Source organism: Myxococcaceae bacterium, from assembly GCA_016000045.1.
Classification (GTDB): Bacteria; Myxococcota; UBA727; order UBA727; family JABDBI01; genus AER2-1.
This window is the reverse complement of record JAECQY010000004.1, coordinates 67,889-86,136: the sequence shown is the minus strand read 5'-3', so window position 1 is coordinate 86,136 and position 18,248 is coordinate 67,889. Positions and strand designations below refer to the sequence as shown.

Annotated in this window: 18 protein-coding genes; 15 read left to right on the top strand and 3 right to left on the bottom strand. The window is 47.9% G+C overall.

What is annotated here, in order from left to right; genetic code table 11:
* Positions 1–18: 18 nt before the first annotated feature.
* Together I8H75_03205 and uppP are read left to right on the top strand one after the other, a co-directional pair.
* Positions 19–630 carry a matrixin family metalloprotease gene (locus I8H75_03205; GenBank protein ID MBH2006338.1) on the top strand — a complete coding sequence of 204 codons (612 nt, stop codon included), beginning with the start codon at positions 19–21 and terminating at the stop codon, positions 628–630.
* A gap of 42 nt (positions 631–672) precedes the next feature.
* Positions 673–1,482, top strand: coding sequence for an undecaprenyl-diphosphatase UppP (uppP, locus tag I8H75_03200; protein ID MBH2006337.1), 810 nt, complete (start codon positions 673–675; stop codon positions 1,480–1,482).
* A gap of 2 nt (positions 1,483–1,484) precedes the next feature.
* Here uppP and I8H75_03195 read toward each other — a convergent pair whose 3' ends face one another.
* Both I8H75_03195 and I8H75_03190 read right to left on the bottom strand, forming a co-directional pair.
* Positions 1,485–2,177: a DUF2520 domain-containing protein gene (locus I8H75_03195; GenBank protein MBH2006336.1), complete on the bottom strand. Its 693-nt coding sequence runs from the start codon at positions 2,175–2,177 to the stop codon at positions 1,485–1,487.
* Positions 2,174–3,043, bottom strand: coding sequence for an RluA family pseudouridine synthase (locus tag I8H75_03190; protein MBH2006335.1), 870 nt, complete (start codon positions 3,041–3,043; stop codon positions 2,174–2,176). The genes I8H75_03195 and I8H75_03190 overlap by 4 nt, the downstream gene beginning before the upstream one ends.
* A 49-nt stretch (positions 3,044–3,092) precedes the next feature.
* Here I8H75_03190 and aroB point away from each other — a divergent pair, with 49 nt between their 5' ends.
* The 6 genes from aroB to I8H75_03160 are packed head-to-tail and all read left to right on the top strand — an operon-like array spanning position 3,093 to position 7,400.
* On the top strand, positions 3,093–4,607 hold the full coding sequence (gene aroB, locus I8H75_03185; GenBank protein MBH2006334.1) for a 3-dehydroquinate synthase: 1,515 nt from the start codon (positions 3,093–3,095) through the stop codon (positions 4,605–4,607).
* 22 nt (positions 4,608–4,629) lie between these two features.
* The gene (locus I8H75_03180) at positions 4,630–4,908 is read left to right on the top strand and encodes a 30S ribosomal protein S18 (protein ID MBH2006333.1); all 279 of its coding nucleotides are present in this window, start codon (positions 4,630–4,632) and stop codon (positions 4,906–4,908) included.
* An 8-nt stretch (positions 4,909–4,916) separates the two neighbouring features.
* Complete coding sequence (locus tag I8H75_03175) at positions 4,917–5,201, top strand: hypothetical protein (GenBank protein MBH2006332.1); 285 nt, start codon at positions 4,917–4,919, stop codon at positions 5,199–5,201.
* 55 nt (positions 5,202–5,256) lie between these two features.
* Positions 5,257–5,823: a histidine phosphatase family protein gene (locus I8H75_03170; protein MBH2006331.1), complete on the top strand. Its 567-nt coding sequence runs from the start codon at positions 5,257–5,259 to the stop codon at positions 5,821–5,823.
* Positions 5,824–5,877: 54 nt separating this feature from the next.
* Complete coding sequence (locus I8H75_03165) at positions 5,878–6,207, top strand: hypothetical protein (GenBank protein MBH2006330.1); 330 nt, start codon at positions 5,878–5,880, stop codon at positions 6,205–6,207.
* Positions 6,207–7,400: a HipA domain-containing protein gene (locus I8H75_03160; protein MBH2006329.1), complete on the top strand. Its 1,194-nt coding sequence runs from the start codon at positions 6,207–6,209 to the stop codon at positions 7,398–7,400. The genes I8H75_03165 and I8H75_03160 overlap by 1 nt, the downstream gene beginning before the upstream one ends.
* Before the next feature lie 16 nt (positions 7,401–7,416).
* Here I8H75_03160 and clpB read toward each other — a convergent pair whose 3' ends face one another.
* Positions 7,417–9,972, bottom strand: a complete 2,556-nt coding sequence (clpB, locus tag I8H75_03155) for an ATP-dependent chaperone ClpB (GenBank protein ID MBH2006328.1) — start codon at positions 9,970–9,972, stop codon at positions 7,417–7,419.
* A 231-nt stretch (positions 9,973–10,203) separates the two neighbouring features.
* Here clpB and I8H75_03150 point away from each other — a divergent pair, with 231 nt between their 5' ends.
* From I8H75_03150 to I8H75_03120, 7 genes are all read left to right on the top strand, one after another.
* Positions 10,204–10,464: a helix-turn-helix domain-containing protein gene (locus I8H75_03150; GenBank protein MBH2006327.1), complete on the top strand. Its 261-nt coding sequence runs from the start codon at positions 10,204–10,206 to the stop codon at positions 10,462–10,464.
* Positions 10,465–10,534: 70 nt separating this feature from the next.
* Complete coding sequence (locus I8H75_03145) at positions 10,535–10,804, top strand: hypothetical protein (protein MBH2006326.1); 270 nt, start codon at positions 10,535–10,537, stop codon at positions 10,802–10,804.
* 158 nt (positions 10,805–10,962) lie between these two features.
* Positions 10,963–12,390 (top strand): hypothetical protein, encoded by a 1,428-nt coding sequence (locus I8H75_03140; GenBank protein ID MBH2006325.1) that lies wholly within the window; start codon positions 10,963–10,965, stop codon positions 12,388–12,390.
* A 143-nt stretch (positions 12,391–12,533) separates the two neighbouring features.
* The gene (gene tsaB, locus I8H75_03135) at positions 12,534–13,058 is read left to right on the top strand and encodes a tRNA (adenosine(37)-N6)-threonylcarbamoyltransferase complex dimerization subunit type 1 TsaB (protein ID MBH2006324.1); all 525 of its coding nucleotides are present in this window, start codon (positions 12,534–12,536) and stop codon (positions 13,056–13,058) included.
* Positions 13,055–15,799 (top strand): DEAD/DEAH box helicase, encoded by a 2,745-nt coding sequence (locus I8H75_03130; GenBank protein ID MBH2006323.1) that lies wholly within the window; start codon positions 13,055–13,057, stop codon positions 15,797–15,799. The genes tsaB and I8H75_03130 overlap by 4 nt, the downstream gene beginning before the upstream one ends.
* 45 nt (positions 15,800–15,844) lie before the next feature.
* Positions 15,845–16,891 carry an undecaprenyldiphospho-muramoylpentapeptide beta-N-acetylglucosaminyltransferase gene (gene murG, locus I8H75_03125; GenBank protein MBH2006322.1) on the top strand — a complete coding sequence of 349 codons (1,047 nt, stop codon included), beginning with the start codon at positions 15,845–15,847 and terminating at the stop codon, positions 16,889–16,891.
* The gene (locus I8H75_03120) at positions 16,885–18,246 is read left to right on the top strand and encodes a UDP-N-acetylmuramate--L-alanine ligase (GenBank protein ID MBH2006321.1); all 1,362 of its coding nucleotides are present in this window, start codon (positions 16,885–16,887) and stop codon (positions 18,244–18,246) included. The genes murG and I8H75_03120 overlap by 7 nt, the downstream gene beginning before the upstream one ends.
* Positions 18,247–18,248 lie beyond the last annotated feature (2 nt).

The window sequence follows — 18,248 nt, the reverse complement described above, 5'->3', positions numbered from 1 at the left end:
CAGTTGTTTCCTTTCTCTGTGAGACAAAAACCTCTCTATTGGGCTCAACAATCGGTTGGAATTGCCACGGAACAGGATGAACTCAAGGCTCCTCTGTGGGTTGCCATCCAAGAATGGAATGAAGTGGAATGCGGGCAGCTTCGATTGCATTGGGATTCAGCAAGCGAGAACCGTGTGCATCTTCGCTCTCCAGCAGACTGGAAATACAGCCAGAATGTTTTAGCCATGACCACGCAGGTTTATTTCGGAAATCCACACATTTATCGAAATGCTACCATCGAAGTTAATCAGAAGAATCATCTCTGGACCTTTGTCGATTATAAAAATGTTTTGCTTCATGAGCTTGGGCATGTCCTTGGTTTGGAGCACTCAGACAATTTGCTGGCTGTGATGCACCCCAATGGCCAGCTGGGAGATGAAGAGCGTTTTTTGCTAGAGGAGGATCGAAATGCCTATTGTGAATTGCATCCTTTGAACGATCAGATCCTGGAGAGGCAGGTTTTACCTGGAACATCGAGTTGTAGCCAGATTCTTCCATTGTCGACCGTTTGGGGAGACGCTTGCTTGATCTGTGGCCTGTTGATGGCTTTTTGTTTTCGAAAGAACAGGTCTCGCTTGAGGACCTTCTAAGACCGATTGGTATTTGGGCTGAAAATGAGCTAGGTTGAGACGATGGATTTGACTCAAGCATCGGTACTGGGGCTCGTACAAGGCTTAACCGAATATCTCCCTGTTTCCTCCAGCGCGCATTTGGTTTTAGTGCCCCAATGGTTGGATTGGGAGTTCGAACCGAAACAGGCTTTTATCTTTAACGTGCTGGTTCAGTTGGGGACTCTTCTGGGAGTGATTGTTTATTTTTTTAAAGATTTACGGGCCATCGCGATTGCGATGATTCGAGATATGATATCGGGAAGCCCTTTCCGAGAACCGGAGGCTCGTTTAGGATGGATGGTTGTTTTGGCGACGATTCCTGCCGCTGTGGTTGGGTTATTGTGGAAGTCGGAAATATCGGCTTTTTTTGCTTCGGTTCGTTCGGTTTATGGATTCTTGATGGTAACCGCTGCATTGCTGGCGATAGCAGAAGCTTGTAATCGAGGTGTTTCATCAAAAATTCGTTGGTTGGATGCTGGCGTGATGGGCTTGGCGCAAGCGTTTGCCTTGCTACCCGGTATAAGCCGTTCTGGGGCAACGATTGCTGCGGGAGTTGGCTTGGGACTTTCTAAAACCGAAGCCGCTCGGTTTTCGTTCTTCATGTCCATTCCAGTGATGCTGGGTGCTTCAATCGTTGCAGCCAAAGATGGGGTTCAAGATATGGGTGCGTTTGAGACGATGGTGGGCCCAATTCTATTGGGAATGCTGGTGGCCATGACGAGTGGCTACCTCGTCATAGCCTGGTTTATGCGCTTTCTACAGACCAAAAGCTTGCTTTGGTTTAGTGCTTATTGCGGGATAGTGGGTATTTCGGGCCTGCTTTTTTCGTAAATCTATTTTGAGAGAATGCTGCGTAGCTGATTCGTCAGCATTTCATAGATTTGTCGAGAGGTTCCATGGAGCACGCTTAAATGTCGTTCGATGGTTTGTTGATCGCCTCTTTTCACAGGCCCTGTCAAAGCTTCTGCGAGGGTCCGGGATTCAAGATTGCTGGCAACGCTGTGTAATAGCGAGGCGAGTCCCTCTCGGGCCAGTGGCTCGGGTACGCCGGCCTCAGCCATTTTTTCGATGGACAGTTGCACGAGCGCCAGGGTCAGATTCCCAGTCAGCGTACAGGCGGTATGGTATTCAATCGTTTTGCCATGGCTGAGTTGAATGGGTCGAAGTTGCATTTTTCGCGCTAAATCTTGAAGCGTGTGCAGGGCATGTGGGCAATTCGAACTGATCGCGCAGAGGCTATTGGGAGGGATCGGAGAACTGTTTTTCAAAGCTGCGAGTGGGTGAAATTGAGCCAGTGCTGCGTGCTCTTTGAGCGCTCCGAGGACTTCCCACGAGTAGCTGCCGGAAAGATGGGCAATCACAGCCGGAGCTTTAAATTGAGGATCTTGAGCCAGTTGTTGAGCCACTGCTTCGATGGCGTGATCGGGAACGCTTAAAAATAAAACATCCGGTTGTTTCTGAAGGGCTTTGAGCGAGAGGGAAAGCGCACTTCCTGCCTGCCCCAAAGCGTAAACGCTGCAGCTCATAATATCCTTCGATCTATCGTGCTGAAGTCTGGGGCGACTTGAAAATCCATTTTGGCTTCGGATCGAGGGTGCGAAAAAACGATGCGCTCCGCGTGCAGCGCCTGTCGATGAAATCCTGGAATGAGTGGCCCTCCGTAGAGTCGATCTCCTAGAAGAGGGTGGCCGATATCTGCAAGCTGTGCTCGGATCTGATGGGTGCGCCCGGTGAGAAGGTCTACTTGAACTTCTGTCGTTCCGTTTTTGCGCTTGAGCACGGTGTAGCGAGAGTGAGCGATGCGGGTGGTTGTCTCTTGGGTGGTGAATCGCTTCCGGTTGGTTGGATGTCGCTTATGGCCGGTGATCAATTCGAAAGAATCTTTTTTGAGGTTGCCTTGGCAAATGGCTCGATAAGTCTTTTGAATGGTTCGGTTTTTGAAGGCTTCGCTCAGGGCTTGGTGGCTTTCGTTGTTGCGCGCGATCAGAAGGATGCCCGAGGTATCTTTATCGAGCCGATGAACGATTCCAGGTCGTTCCGTGTCGCCAACACAGAGCCCTGGATAGTGGTATAGTAGCGCATTGACCAGCGTTTTATCTGGGTTGCCTGCTCCTGGATGCACAACCATGCCAGCGGGTTTGTTGATCACGATCAGATCTTCATCCGCAAACAGAACTTCTAGTGGAATGTTCTGAGCCTCCAAGGTACTGGGTGTCACGGATGGAGGGCAGAGTTCAATTTTCTCGCCGATTTGTTTTAGGATGCGCGAAGGTTTTTGGTTCGCGATTCTAAGCCAATTTTGAACGCGAGAACGTGACACTTTTGAAAGATGCTTTTGGCAAAAAACATCCAAACGAGATCCCAGATCCTCTTCTGCGACACAAAACGACATGCTTGACTGATAGCAGATAGACCGTATAAAAAAAGCGCTTGATTCAAAAATGCGAAAGAGAAACTTGATACTCACAGGGTTTATGGGAACCGGCAAAACGCGTGTGGGTCGTCTATTGGCCAAGCAGATGAAGATGCCCTTTGTCGATTTGGATCAAATGATTGAAGAGCGACAGGGAATTGACATTTCAAGCCTGTTCCAACGTTATGGACAGTCGTTTTTTCGAGAATTAGAGCATCAATATTGCCAAGAACTTTCTAAGAGTTCTGGGCAGATTATTGCTACGGGTGGTGGAACTTTGGTTTCGCTTGCAAATCGAAAACTTTTTGCGCAGGACTCCATTTTTTGCTTGGAAGCACCCTTCGAGGTGATTCGAGAACGCTTATCTCGGAGTCAGAAGCGACCTCTGGCCGCCAATGCGCGTGAACTTTGGATCGAGCGAAGAGCCGAGTATCGTAAATTTTTGCACCGGATTTCTTCCTGGACACATTCTGTCGAATGGATGGTGGAGAGAATCCAGGTTCTGTACCAGTTGGAGCAGCAATTGGGCCTTGAAGGACAAGCGGACGATTCGATTTCGATTGCCCCAGGGAATCTCAATCGCTTGTCCGATTTTCTGACTTATGTGAATCCCCATCCGGGATCTCAAGTGGTGGTGATCACTCATCCCAGTTTGCAAGCATTGTATGGTTCGCTTTTGGACTCTTATCCTGTCTTATTAGTACCCGAAGGAGAGGCTTCGAAAAGCTTAGAGCAGGCCAGTCAGCTGTACGAAGCTCTATCTCAAATGCAGATTGGACGCAGAGACTTGTTGGTGGCTTTTGGAGGGGGAGTAATCGGTGACTTGGTTGGTTTTGTCGCCGCCACCTATTGTCGTGGAATGCCTTATGTACAGGTTCCTACGACGCTTTTAGCGATGGTGGATTCTAGCGTAGGAGCCAAAACCGGCATCGATTTTCTGGGAAGAAAGAATCAGATTGGTGCTTTTAAAGAGCCAAGAGGGGTCTTCATGGATACAGATTGCCTAAAGTCCCTTCCCAGGCGTGAGCTTGCTTGTGGATTTGCCGAAGTGGTGAAGCACGCTATGATTGGTGACACGGAGCTGTTCGAGTATCTGGAAGCCGGTGGGCGAGATTTTGAGTGGATTATTCGCCGTTCCATTCGGGTGAAATCTCAGATTGTTCAAGAGGATCCGGAAGAAGAATACACGAGAATGGTGCTTAATTTGGGTCATACGTTTGGCCATGCAATTGAAAAATTATCCGCTTTTGAAGTTCAACATGGGGAAGCGGTGGCCATTGGTTTGGTGATGGCTGCCCGATTTTCGAGGCAACAGGGGTATTGCTCGCAGGAATTGCCTGAACGCGTGGTTCGGCTTTTGCAGCAGTTCAATTTGCCTACGGAGCTACCCTCCAACGTGTCCGAGAAGGAAGTATGGGCAGAAATCGCTTACGATAAGAAACGGCAGGGCCACCGAGTTCACCTGATTTTGCCCTACGCATTGGGAGATGTTCGCATTTGCTCTTTAGCCATTGCGGACTTTTCTCTCTTGCCAAAGAGCTAAGAATGTGAGAGGAAGCGGGTTTATGACGAACTTTACGGTGGCTGATGATCCTCTCAATAACCCCAAAAATGCAGTGGGTGGCAATCGCAATAGAAGACGTTTAGCTGATTTCTTCATGCAAAACAAAATACCTGTGGACTACCACAACACCGATGTTTTGCGTCGCTTTATATCTCCAGAAGGTAAGATTTTGCCAGGTCGTCGATCCGGCTTAACCTCCAAAAACCAGAGAAAAGTGATGAAAGCGATCAAAATGGCGAGAGTCATTGGACTTCTGCCCTACGTTAACGTAGAATATTAATAGATTTTATGCGGCTTCATCATGCGATGGCTGCTTGTGTAGCTGTCGCGCTTCTCATCTTTGGGTACACCGCCTTCTCCTCTTCGAGTTTGCCGGCTTATCTGATCCTGAAACGGAAGCACCGAGATCTGTCCGTTCGAGTCGCGCTGCTCCAAGAAAAGAAAATGCAACAGCAAGAGAAAGTACAGCTTTTATCAGGTACGACACCTGAGTCACATGCCAGGCTCAAACAGATTGCGCGACGAGAATATGGTTTCGTCGGAAATGAAGAGACGATCTTGATACTTCATTAAGAATGAAGAAAACATTGATTGGCCGATACCGGTCGACGTGAAAAAGGGGAGAGCTGTGTTTTATTTGGTTCGACACGCGGAGACCCTTTGGAACGTCGAAGGGCGGCAAACAAGTTATACAGAACTCGGGCTGACTTCCAACGGAGAAGAACAAGCCCGCAGATTAAGACCTTTCTTGAATCGCATTGCTTTTCACGAAGTGTGGTGCAGCCCCCTTGTACGGGTTCGGCAGACGTGTCGTTTGGCAGGGTATCAGGATCGTGCTGAGCTCTGGAATGCGCTGGTTGAGTGGAACGCGGGCGAGTACGAGGGTATGCTCGAGGCAGATATCCAAAAAAAACAACCAGATTGGGCCATGATGTTGCATGGTGCGCCGGGTGGTGAAAGCATGGAGGATGTGGAGTGCCGAATTGCTCCCATCCTGAGTCGCATGAAACAAACCCAAGAAAATATCCTGATTTTTTCGCATAGCTATACGATTCGGGCCATTGCAGCTGCATGGATCGGTCAACCCCTGAGCTTTGGGGTTCATTTACCAATGGCTCGCGCAGCCGTGAGTGTGTTGGATGATGAAAATCAGATTCCGGCGATTCGTCTGTGGAGTCATTCCTGCGAAGTCTAAAGAGATAAACTACATAAACTTGACTTTTTATTTGAAAATAGTAACATTTAAGTTATGTCAAAAGGCTCTTTTGCCCATCTCAGCCTTCCACCCATTGCATCTGACGCGTTGAAGAAATTGGGGCAAAACTTCAAAATTGCTCGTCTGCGACGAAGAGAATCGAGAAAACTTTGGGCTCAGCGCTTGGGAGTCTCGATTCCTACCTTGATTCGCCTTGAACAAGGAGATCCTGGAGTGGGTCTCGGTATTTGTGCGACTGCTTTGTGGTTGATGGGTCGAACTCAAGCCATCCTTGAGCTAGCTGATCCGAAGCACGATCAAGGAGCGCTCGAAAAAGAGATACGAGAAGCTTCTTTAAGATATGCGCCAAGGAGAAAGAATTGATGGATACTTTGTTTCTTTGGTATGTAGCAAAACCGAGCGATCCGAAATTAATCGGTGAACTCAGGTTGGTTCAAAGTTCACGAGGTGTATCGTTATGTTACGTCGATTCGTGGGTTCAGACAGGGTTTTCACTCAGTGAAGATCTGCCTCTTCAAGCGGGTCACGAATTTTTGCCAATGGAAAAAGATAGCGCCGTTGGTGCTGTCGACGATGCTCGTCCAGATCGATGGGGTGAGCGAGTCATTCGGCTTTTAAACAAGCCATCACGATTGTCATTGATGGAATATTTGTATTTTTCCGGGGATAATCGATTGGGAGCTCTCGGTGTTTCAAGATCATCGACTCGTTATATCCCATGTCCTGATAATCCTTTACCCACTTTAAAGGATATTCATACACTTCAAGAACTTATTGAAAAAGTGTTGGCCAGTGAACCAATTCCGGAGAATCAAAGACCTTTGATCTCACCAAGCGTTAGCATGGGAGGCGCGAAGCCCAAGGCTCTCGTCAGCATCAATCAAGAACCTTGGATTCTTAAATTCGCACCGGGTGATTCCATCGATCGTGCTTTGATTGAGCATGCTAGTATGACCCTGGCGGAACAGGCAAAGATTCGGATTGCTGAGACTCGAGCGATTCCGACTCACTTGGGTCACGTTCTCGCTATCAAACGTTTCGATCGTTACAAAGAGCAGAGGCTGCATGTGTTATCTGCGCACGTGGCCCTGAGAGCTGCTGGTGAGACTTATGGATACCCGGAACTAGCGCTTTTACTGCGTCGAAAAGGAGAGGCTGCTGATATCCAAGAACTTTTTCGCCGCATGGTGTTCAATATTTTGATGGATAATACCGATGACCATGAAAAAAATCATGCACTCTTGGTTCGCAAATCGGGTCAGTACTCTCTCTCACCTGCTTACGATGTATTGCCATCCGGTCAGGCTCTAGGATTTCAACAAATGCGAGTGGGCCAAGATGGCGCCGATTCCACGATCGATAATGCTCTCTCAGAGGCGCAGTTTTTTGGTCTTACCCGTTCAGAGGCTGTGTCGGAAGTGAAAAGAGTCGTTCGGGTGGTCAATACCTGGAAAGAACATTTTAAAAACGTTGGTGTATCTGGACGAGATATTGAGCAAACGGCAGAACAGGTAGAACGGCCGTTTTTGATTGAGCAACGAAAAGCGTTTGTTTAAATCTTCCCTCGTTTGTTCAAGGAGTCTTCAGGGTTAGAGAATCGCCTTCTCGAACTACTTCGACGGTACTGCCAGCAGGGTATTTGCCTTCAAGCAAAGCTTTCGATACGGCATCGACAATTTCACGTTGAATGACGCGTTTGAGAGGCCGTGCGCCCAAGATCGGGTCATATCCAATCTCAGCAAGTCTGTTACGTGCTTCTTCGCTAACTTCGAAATGGAGCTCTCGACTTTTTAAACGCTTTCGAACTTGCTCGAGCTGAATATCGACAATGGCTCGAAGGTCTTTGGGGCGAAGTCCATGAAATAGAATGATGTCATCCACTCGATTTAAGAACTCAGGTCTAAAATGATTCTTAAGCTCTCTCAAGACGAGCTCCTGAGCTGCTGGTGTAACGCCTTCCAGCAAATACGGACTGCCTAAGTTGCTGGTCATTAAAACGATGGTATTACGGAAATCGACAACACGGCCTTGTCCATCGGTTAAACGACCCTCGTCCAGAAGCTGAAGCAGGACGTTAAAAATTTCGGGTGCTGCTTTCTCGATTTCGTCTAACAAAATGACCGAATAGGGCCTTCGACGGATGGCTTCTGTGAGCTGGCCGCCTTCTTCGTAACCTACATAGCCAGGCGGAGCTCCGATGAAGCGGGACACGGAATGCTTCTCCAGGTATTCCGACATATCGATGCGCACCATGGCGTGTTCATCATCGAACAAAAACTCGGCGAGTGAACGCGCGAGCTCGGTTTTTCCAACGCCAGTTGGACCTAAGAACATGAAACTTCCAAGAGGTTTACTCTCGTCCGAAAGGCCCGCCCGACTTCGGCGAACCGCGTTGCTAACAGCTGCGATCGCTTCTGGTTGACCAATGACGCGCTGAGCGATGCGATCTTCCATGTGGAGCAGGCGCGCGGACTCGGCTTCGAGCATTTTTTGAACGGGAATTCCCGTCCATCGAGACACAACTCCTGCGATATCTTGATCGCTGACCTCTTCGCGTAGAAAACCTTGGGTGGATTCGCTCGATTCTTGGAGTTTTTTCTCCAAGGCAAACAAATCCCCGTATTGGAGTTTGGCTGCTTTTTCAAAATCCCCTTGCCGTTGAGCTATGTCAATTTCGTGTTTTACTTTCTCAATCTGAGTTTTGGTTTCTTTGACCCAGGAAAGGCGATTCTTTTCGGTGGTCCACTTGGCTCTTAAAGCGAGGGCTTTCTCCTTGTCATTGGCCAGCTCTTCTTCGGTATCTTGAAGACGTTTTTGGCTGGCCGAATCACTTTCTCGCATCAAGGCTCGTTTGGCCACTTCCAGGCGAGTGATGTGTCGTTCCAGCTCATCGAGTTCTTCTGGAGACGATTCAATCTGCATTTTCAAGGCACTCGCGGCTTCATCGATCAAGTCAATGGCTTTATCGGGTAGCTGGCGACCGGTAATGTAGCGATTGGAGAGCACGCAGGCCGAAACAATAGCTCCGTCTGTAATGCGGATTCCATGATGCAACTCATAGCGTTCTTTAATGCCTCTTAGAATGGTGATGGCATCTTCTACGCTGGGTTCTGTGACCAAAATAGGCTGGAAACGACGTTCCAGTGCAGCATCTTTTTCTATGTGCTGACGATATTCCTTCAGAGTCGTTGCTCCAATGCAGCGTAATTCTCCGCGGGCCAGGGCTGGCTTCAGCATGTTGCTGGCATCCATGGCTCCTTCTGCACTCCCTGCTCCTACGAGCGTGTGAAGCTCATCGATGAATAAGATATATTGCCCTTCTGCTTTCTGCAGTTCTTTTAAAAGTGCTTTGAGGCGGTCTTCAAATTCCCCTCGGTATTTTGTGCCGGCGATCAAAGCAGCCAAGTCTAGTGAGACTAGTTCTCGGTTTCGGAGGCTTTCAGGAACATCGTGGCTGGCGATTCGAAGAGCGATGCCTTCGGCAATGGCTGTTTTCCCCACACCCGGTTCTCCGATCAACACTGGATTGTTTTTCGAGCGGCGGCTCAGGACCTGCATGGTTCGACGGATTTCATCGTCTCTTCCTACGACTGGGTCTAGTTTCCCGGAGCGAGCATCGGCGCTCAAGTTGTGCGTATACTTCTGGATGGTTCCTTGCTTGGATTCGGGATTTTCATCGGTGACGTGGTTGCCTTGCCTGAGATCCAAGATGGCTTTTTCGAGTTGCTTCGCATCAAGGCCTCGGCGCTCTAATAAGCTTTGAGTGGTTCCGGTTTGAGCCAAAGCGAGCAACATGGCTTCAGTGGAAATAAAGGTATCTCCCCATTTCTGGGCGATTTGATTGGCACGATCGAATGCTTTTAAGACATTAGGGGCCATGTAAACTTCATCTGGCTTCGTGCCGCTGATCTGAGGCTCCGAATTGATTTGAGTTTTGATATCCGAAAGGATTCCTGGAAAATCAACGCCCAAACGTTCGAATACCTGCGGAAGCAGACTTTCAGGTTGCTGCAAAAGCGCGCCTAGCAAGTGCGCCAATGACAGTTGTTGCTGATTTTTGGCCGCGCAAACCTGTCGAGCCGATTCAAGAGCTTCGCGGAGCTTGGTTGTCATTTTATCGATTTGCATGCAAAAAATATAATCAGGCGCTAAAGACGGACAAGTCAACCATGGCAAGTCTGGCTTGCGAAAATGAGTCTCTCTTCAATCAATGGAAACCACTCACGTCATTGCCATCAGAGTTCTCGTCCGGTAGAAAGTACTGCGTTAATGCCCAATTGGAATGCCGGGTGAAATACAAATTTTTTTTAGCGAGTTTGATGTCGGGGGTTTAGTTTGTTGGTGGATATCCTGGCTCAAATGGCCAATGGAAATTCCGTCACCGTTCTTCCTGTCCAAGCCGAATTAACCACGCAAGAGGCAGCTGAATTGTTAAATATCTCCAGGCCTTATCTAGTTCAGATTCTAGAAGAAGGAAAAATACCTTTTCGAAAGGTTGGAACCAAACGACGCATCCTTGCAAAAGATATTTTTGATTTTAGAGAAAAGGTGGAAGCAGAGCGTTTTTGTGTGCTCGAAAAATTAGCCAATGAGGCTCAAAAGCTTGGCATGGGATATTGAGCCATGTCAGCGATGACTGTTATCTATGATGCTTTGTGTTTTATATCCTGAACCTTTGCGGGATTTGCTCATGCACCTTGCAATGACTGGCATTTTCAAGGCAAGGTGGACGGAGCAGATTCACGATGAGTGGATGAGAAACGTTCTCATTCAACGACCTGATTTGAACAAGCAGCAATTGGAGAGAACTCGAGAGCTGATGAACCTTAACGCTTTAGACTGTCTTGTTGAAGGCTATCATCCTATAATACCTGGTTTAGTCCTGCCAGACTTGGATGATCGTCATGTTTTGGCTGCTGCCATCCGGTCCTCTTCCTCTATTATCTTGACTTATAATTGAAAGATTTTCCAAATAAAACTTTGAATCAATTCGGATTGGAGGCTCAGCATCCAGATGATTTTCTAGAAGCCTTAATTCAATCTCATGCCGGAAAGGTTTGATTTATTTTGACAAAAAGGGTCCATGAGAGCAAGTTCCGATGCAAAGGAGATTAGGTGATGGGTAGAGAATTACAATTGGCGAAACGAATGGTTTTAATGGCGTTTTTGCTATGGCCGATCGCGACAGCCGAAGCGACCAGCTATTATTTTCCTCGCCGTATTCGCTTATGGCATAAAAATGCAGATGGAGCTTTGCAGGTTGAGAATCTTGATGAGAAATTTGATTTATCTCAGCCGCAATCCAAGCGAGAAGATGTGATACGGGTTGCGATTTATATCTCGGGTAGCAAATCTCAAACTGAGTTTATAGATAACTTTCTCGAAAGTTTTCCCCATCTGCAAAAGTTGACGATTACAACTCATGACGGTCCCTATCCAATCGGTCGCTCTTTGCCCAAGTTGGCTAAGCTCGATAGCTTAAATTTGCAAAGTGCGATTTTGGAGCCAGCTGTTTTGGGGGCTTGCACAAATTTACGGCATCTCCAATTAAGGTTCAGTACGAAAAAAAGAGATCCCAATGCGCAACCTTCTGAATCGCTGGGTGAAAATTTGATGAAGCTTTCAAAGCTGGAAAATCTAGAGCTAAGTTCGTTTGATGAATTGGATAAGCTTGGTTCAGAAGATCTGATCCGTGCCATCCAGACTCTTCCCAATTTAAAAAAACTGGTACTTAAGTACAATTTCTTATCAGCGGATGCCTTGTACCAGTGGAACAGCGCTCCATTTGCTTCGAAAGCATCTTTGAAAGAACTGCATTTTTCTTATTTGAGACTTAATTCCGAGAAATTGAGTATCATTGCAGCGGCGATGCCACAGTTTACCGAACTCACGGTTCTTAACTTGCCGGGTAGCGCAGTGACTCCAGAAGTAGCGGATGTATTATTTCCAGGGCTGAGCCATACCATACAGCATCTGGATTTATCTCAAACAACGCCACAGGATTGCCACTCGTATGCTCATCTAATCGACTTGTCACGAAGAGCACCGAATATTACGACATTGGATTTATCCTATTCGGATATTGGTGACGATGGCGTTGCGAATTTGGTATTTGCGATTCAGGAAGGGAGGCTCGATAATATCACCAAGCTGCTTTTGACCCGCGCTGGAATAACGGAAAAGGGCGCTACTTTGTTGGCCACTGCACTGCCCAGGTTAAGCAAATTGGATTTTTTATCGCTGCAGGAAAATCCTTTGGGGGATGCAGGTGTAAAACTTTTGGTGAATGATTTGAGAAAGGTCACATCCTTGCAGCGCTTGGATCTTTGTCAAGTGGGAATATCTTCGGAAACGACCGATTATATACGAGCTCAGCTGGGAGACAAACCCGGTATCCAAATTCGAATAGAAGGGAAAGAATCCGATTTCGGTCGATTCTCTTTTGAACATGCAGGGCCTTGTCGCGTGTTCTCTGCACTCGGAATGAAGACGTGGTTTGATAAGAATGAGAATTGGTATGAAGAGTACGGAGGCTGGTTGGAGTAAAATTTGCCATCCTTAAACGGGAGTGTTTTCAGCCTAGGCGGGCTTTGTGGCCGCCCAGGAAACACTCCTTTGTCTCGTGGGCCTTGGCTGCTCAATCGAGCTTCTTGAATAGTCGAGCTATTTCGGTTAATCACCACAAACCCATGGAATCTGTTTGCCTCATACTGGATACTTCCTGTCCTCGTGCTTTGGTAGCACTGACTCAAGGAAATCAAATTTTGGCGGAGCACTATCTGTCCGAATATCGACGACATGGAGAGTGTTTGCCTGCAGCCGTTCAAACGGTTCTGAAAGAAGCCGGTCTTCCATTCGAAGGAATCAAGCAGATAGCAGTTGGAAGAGGCCCGGGTTCGTTCATCGGTGTTCGAGTTGCCATGGCCTATGCGAAGGGACTTGCTATGGCTCTTCAGATCCCTTTGATCGGCTTTGGTACCCTGGATGCGATTGAACACAGCTCGGCAGTGGGAGCAGCGATCGACGCTCGCAGAGGAGAGTACTACGTGCGTTTGAACAGTCATCCCAGGCCGATGATCTTAAAAAGCTTGCCAGCAGGGATTCATTTGGAAGCACAAGGCCCCTCTGCACGAGGCGTCGTGAAACACCTGTCGAATGATATTGAAGATGAAACATTTACCTTAGTTCCGGATTATATACGAGATAGTCAATGACCGAATATTCATGGCTTCGTTTGAGAGAGCATTTCAAACAAGAGCAGTCTCCATTAACCGTTGTTTTTCATGAGCTTCCACGTCGTGAGGGCAAATGCCTGGCGGAGCTCAAGATAGACTCTCATGAGTCTGTCACAGAGCCGGCAAAACTCTTAGAGCCTAAGAGTGGCCTCTCTGTTCGTCAGCAAGCCTGTGTTCAAGTGTTCCTTTCCGCGACGGCTTTTTCAGCCAAACGAGATATTTGGGCTTTAAGCCCTTCTCAGGCGGTCTCCATTTTGCTGTTAGCGAATGATGTTCAGATTGAGATTCGAAATCGAGGTTTTATCACATTCACGATGGAACCAGCCCGGATTCGGGCGAATGGGGTTGAATCCGGGTTGATTTTTGAGGCAGCGGTGGATGGAAAGAAATTGGAGGTCTTGGCTGTTTTAGGCCAGGAACGATCCTTTTTACTCGATTCTAGTTTGCGACTTTTTACGGTGGAGCCTTGGCTGATGCCAACCGAGATCGATGCGCTTTTGAACGCTGAGCCGATAGGAGTGGATGCATTCGCGTCTGAGCTGAATCAAGAAACCTATACACAGCTTGCAAAACTGGGTGTGGATTTTTCTTGTTTTCGGATGAATGCCTTGGTCCCTCACAGCGAGATTGTGCTCCGTGCGTTGTTGGGACGTCAGATGGAACTCCGATTGCATCTCGTGACAACGCTGGAGTGCCAGGGGGAGGCAGACGAGGTTGAGATCCGATCCAAAGGAGACTTGGAACCGGTATTTTGGCTGAAGGGTTTATGGGTGCAAAGACCGACTCAGCAAGAGCAGGCTGCACGAGAATGGCTCTATTCCATGGGGGCAAGCCCGAGCTCAAAGAATCGAGGATTCTCGGCCAAAGGTCAGCGGGCGCTGGATATTCTAGAGTCGTTATCCAGACAAGACCAGCTTCCCCAAGGGATTCAACTGGATCGAGATTGCTTACCCGTCCTCGTTCCGTTGCCCGAAATACCGACTCTGCGGATTGAGCGAACCCAAACATCGCAAGTTGAGGTCAGAGTTTCCGCTGGCGAGTTATCGTTTTCTTTGGAAAAGTTATTTGAAGTACTGGATCAAGAAGGGCGAGCCATGCTGCTCGACGAAGATCATGTCTTAACCTTTTCCCCTCAAGCCGGTCATCTTTTCAGACGCCTGAGTGAGGTTCTGGATGTGACAAAATTAGGAGAAGAGAAAGAGTATTCTTTCTATGAAATCGCTTCTCTCCTGAAAATGTTTGAAGGGCAGGTATCCATTCAGGCAGATCTGCAATTAATGGAGCGCTTGCGTTTATTTGTTCCGGAACTGATTCCGAGTGATCATGTATTGCCAGCCAACTTGAAAGCAACTCTAAGACCCTATCAAAATGATGCCATCGCTTGGATGTCTCAGTTGCATCGGGCTGGACTGGGTCGTTTGTTGGCAGACGAGATGGGTCTTGGAAAGACTTTGATGGTATTGACGTTGATTGCCAAAGTGAGAGAGCAAGAAGGCCAAAAGCCAACCTTGGTCATTGCTCCAACAAGCGTATTGGACGTTTGGATCTCCGAATCTCAGACACACTTTTCAGGAATGATGGCTCTTAAGTGGCATGGTTTGGATCGCGAAGAGCGTATCGAAGATGCTGAGAAAGCAGATATCATTGTGACAAGCTATGCGCTGCTTCGAAGAGATTTAAGCTTGTTCGAGAAGATCTCGTTCCGCTATTTGATCATCGATGAAGCTCAAATTGTAAAAAATTCAAAAACCGAAAGCTGGAGAGCCGCCAAAAGCATTCGAGCTGAACAGCGTTTAGCTCTTTCCGGTACGCCGATTGAGAATCGCATTTCGGATCTGTTCAGCATCCTGGAGCTGGTTGCTCCCGGTATATTAGGCGATGAAAAGCGATTTTTGAAGCGATATGGCGCGGGCGATCGGAATCCAGAGCTTCGTGATCGCGTTCGACCCATGATTCTGAGACGCCGCAAAGAAGAAGTTGCGAGTGATCTGCCTCCCAAAATTGAAAGCATTTTGCATTGCGAGATGAAGGATTTTCAACGAACTCTCTACATTGAAATACTTCGAGCTGCTCAACATGAACTCAGCTCAATGGCTCAAACGAGTATCCCCTTATTGGCTGCTTTGACGCGTTTGCGACAAGCTTGTTGCGATCCAAGCTTAATTCCGGGGCAAGGGATCGAATCCAGTTCGGCCAAGGTGGATCTATTTTTAGAGACGGTGAAAGAATGTTTGGCAAATGGCAGGCGTGTGATTGTTTACAGCCAATTTGTGAAGATGCAGCAAATTCTCATCGCTAAGCTTCGAGAAATAGGAGTGAACGATACATTGTGGCTTCACGGAGCGACCCAAAACCGTGGCGATATTGTCGAAGCATTTCAAAAACCAGATGGCCCGGGCGTGATTGTCGTGAGCTTAAAGGCTGGTGGGACTGGAATCACGCTAACAGCGGCAGATACCATTATTTATTACGATCCTTGGTGGAACCCAGCGGTGATGGATCAGGCGGCAGATCGAGCTCATCGAATTGGACAGACCAAAACCGTGCATTTGATCAAGCTCGTTTGCAAAAATTCGATCGAAGAGCAAATACTGGCGTTGTGCGAGCGCAAACGTGCCATCGCAAACGATGTTTTGTTGGGTGAAGGCTCAGGTCCGAAGTCTTTGACTTTAGAAGATATCAAACAATTGCTCGAAGTAGAATTCGAGAGAGAGTTCTAATAGAAAACAGCTGCGCGATGGTCTGTTCTATCGTATGCTGGCTGCATGAAGATTGTGATTGCAGGCGGCGGTACTGGGGGCCATGTTTTTCCGGCGATTGCTCTTGCTCAGGGTATCAAGCGCCTTAGTGCGCAGCATGAGGTCTTATTTGTGGGGACCGAAAAGGGCATTGAAGCACGCACGGTGCCAGCCTCTGGGTTTCGCCTGCAGACGATTGAGATTTCAGGCTTTAAAGAAAAAGGTCTGCTCAAGGCTTTCGTTGTTTTTTTGAGACTCCCGTTTTCGCTGTTCGAGTCCATTCGAATTCTTCGTCAATTTCGTGCCGATGGAGTCGTTGGGGTTGGAGGATACGCATCTGGTCCCGTCCTTCTGGCGGCTTGGTTGCTGGGTATTCCTCGAGCGATATTAGAGCAAAACAGCATTCCAGGTTTTACGAATCGCATGCTTGCCCACTTCGTTTCGCATATTTTTGGAGCTTTTGAGTGTTTGCGGGCTCATTTTCCTGCTCGAAAATTGCAATTGCTTGGGAATCCACTTCGAGACAGTTTTCGATTCCAAGGCCGTGAAGATCCTGATTCGATACTCATTTTAGGGGGAAGCCTGGGAGCAAGACCCCTCAATGTTCTGTTGCCACCGGCAATGGCTCAGGTAGGGTCTATCCAGGTTATTCACCAAACCGGCGCTTTAGAGCGAGAGAAAGTAGAACAAGCGTATCGAGAACTCGGAGTTGCCGCAGAAGTCGTTTCGTTTATTTCGGACATGCCACTGGCGTATGCTCGAGCCAAACTGGTGATTGCGCGATCGGGCGCGATGACTTGTTCCGAATTGACTGCGATGGGAGTTCCAGCCATCCTCATTCCTTTTCCGCAGGCTGCTGACCAGCATCAGCTTTACAACGCTCAAGAACTTGCTCAGGCTGGAGCTGCCATTGTCATGGAGCAAAACAGTTTAAATCCAGAAACTTTGGCAGGCTTAATTAAGCATCTATTTTTAAATACACAAACACTTGAAACTATGGCACATAAATCTCGGCAATTGGGGAAGCCGAACGCGGCAGACGCAATCGCAAAGAAAGTTATTGAAATATGTTAAAAAAAGTTCATTTTATCGGAATCGCTGGAATTGGCATGAGCGGCATTGCAGAAGTGCTGTTAAGCCTTGGAATAGAAGTTCAAGGTTCGGATTTAAGCTCGAACGAAAGTTCTCGCCGTCTTCAAGATTTGGGAGCCAAGGTTTTTCAAGGGCACCGGGCCGAACAGATTGAGGGTGCCGACATCATCGTCATCTCCTCAGCAATTCGATCGGATAATCCCGAGTTTGTGGAGGCAGAGCGAAGAGAAATACCGGTCATACCCAGAGCGCGCATGTTGGCAGAGTTAATGAGGCTGCAGCAAGGCATTGCGATCGCGGGTTCACACGGCAAGACCACCACGACAAGCTTGGTGGCGGCAATTCTGGAAGAAGCAGCACTGGATCCAACCGTTGTCATCGGCGGCAAAGTGAATCATTTGGGTTCGAATGCCAAACATGGAAAAGGTCGGTTCATGGTGGCGGAAGCAGATGAATCCGATGGCTCTTTTTTGATGTTGCTTCCTAACATTGCGGTTGTGACGAATATTGACTCGGATCATCTCGATTTTTGGAAAGGCGGATTGCAAGAGATAAAAAACGCTTTTGAGAAATTCTTGAATGGTTTGCCTTTTTTTGGATTGGCCGTTGCTTGCGTCGATGCGCTTTCAGTCCGTGAGGTGTTACAATCGGTGAAACGTCGTGTGGTCACTTATGGGCTCGTTCATTTGGCTGACTATCAAGCGAAAGAAATTCAACATGAACGCCATGCGACCCAGTATCGTCTTTTTCGTTATGGAGAAGATTTAGGGTTGATCCGGCTGAATTTATTAGGCGATCATAATGTGCAAAATTCTTTGGCAGCGATTGCAGTGGGGGATGAATTAGGAGTTGATTTGGAATCCATGAAGCGTACTTTGCAGCGCTTTTCCGGAGTTCAACGTCGATTTACGCAAGTAGGGGAAAAAAATGGAATCCTGGTGATTGACGACTACGGGCATCACCCGATTGAAATTTCGATGGTTTTGAAAGCGGCTCGGCAAACCTTTCCAGGCCGGCGCGTTGGAGTTTTATTCGAACCGCATCGTTATACTCGAACACGGGATCATCTGAACGAGTTTGCGGATGCGTTGATGAATACGGACTATGTGGTGATCAGCGATATCTATCCTGCTAGCGAGCCCCCCATTGCAGGGGTTGATTCTTCTTGCCTTGTGACGCTGATCCAGGAACGGCAGCACCCAGAGGCTTATTGGGGTGGTTCTCTTCAGGATGCAACGAGTCAGCTGATCCATTTAGCGAGATCCGGAGATGTTTTAATTACGCTAGGGGCAGGGTCTATTGCTCAATGTGCTCCTCGCATTTTAGAGCGGTTGTAAGC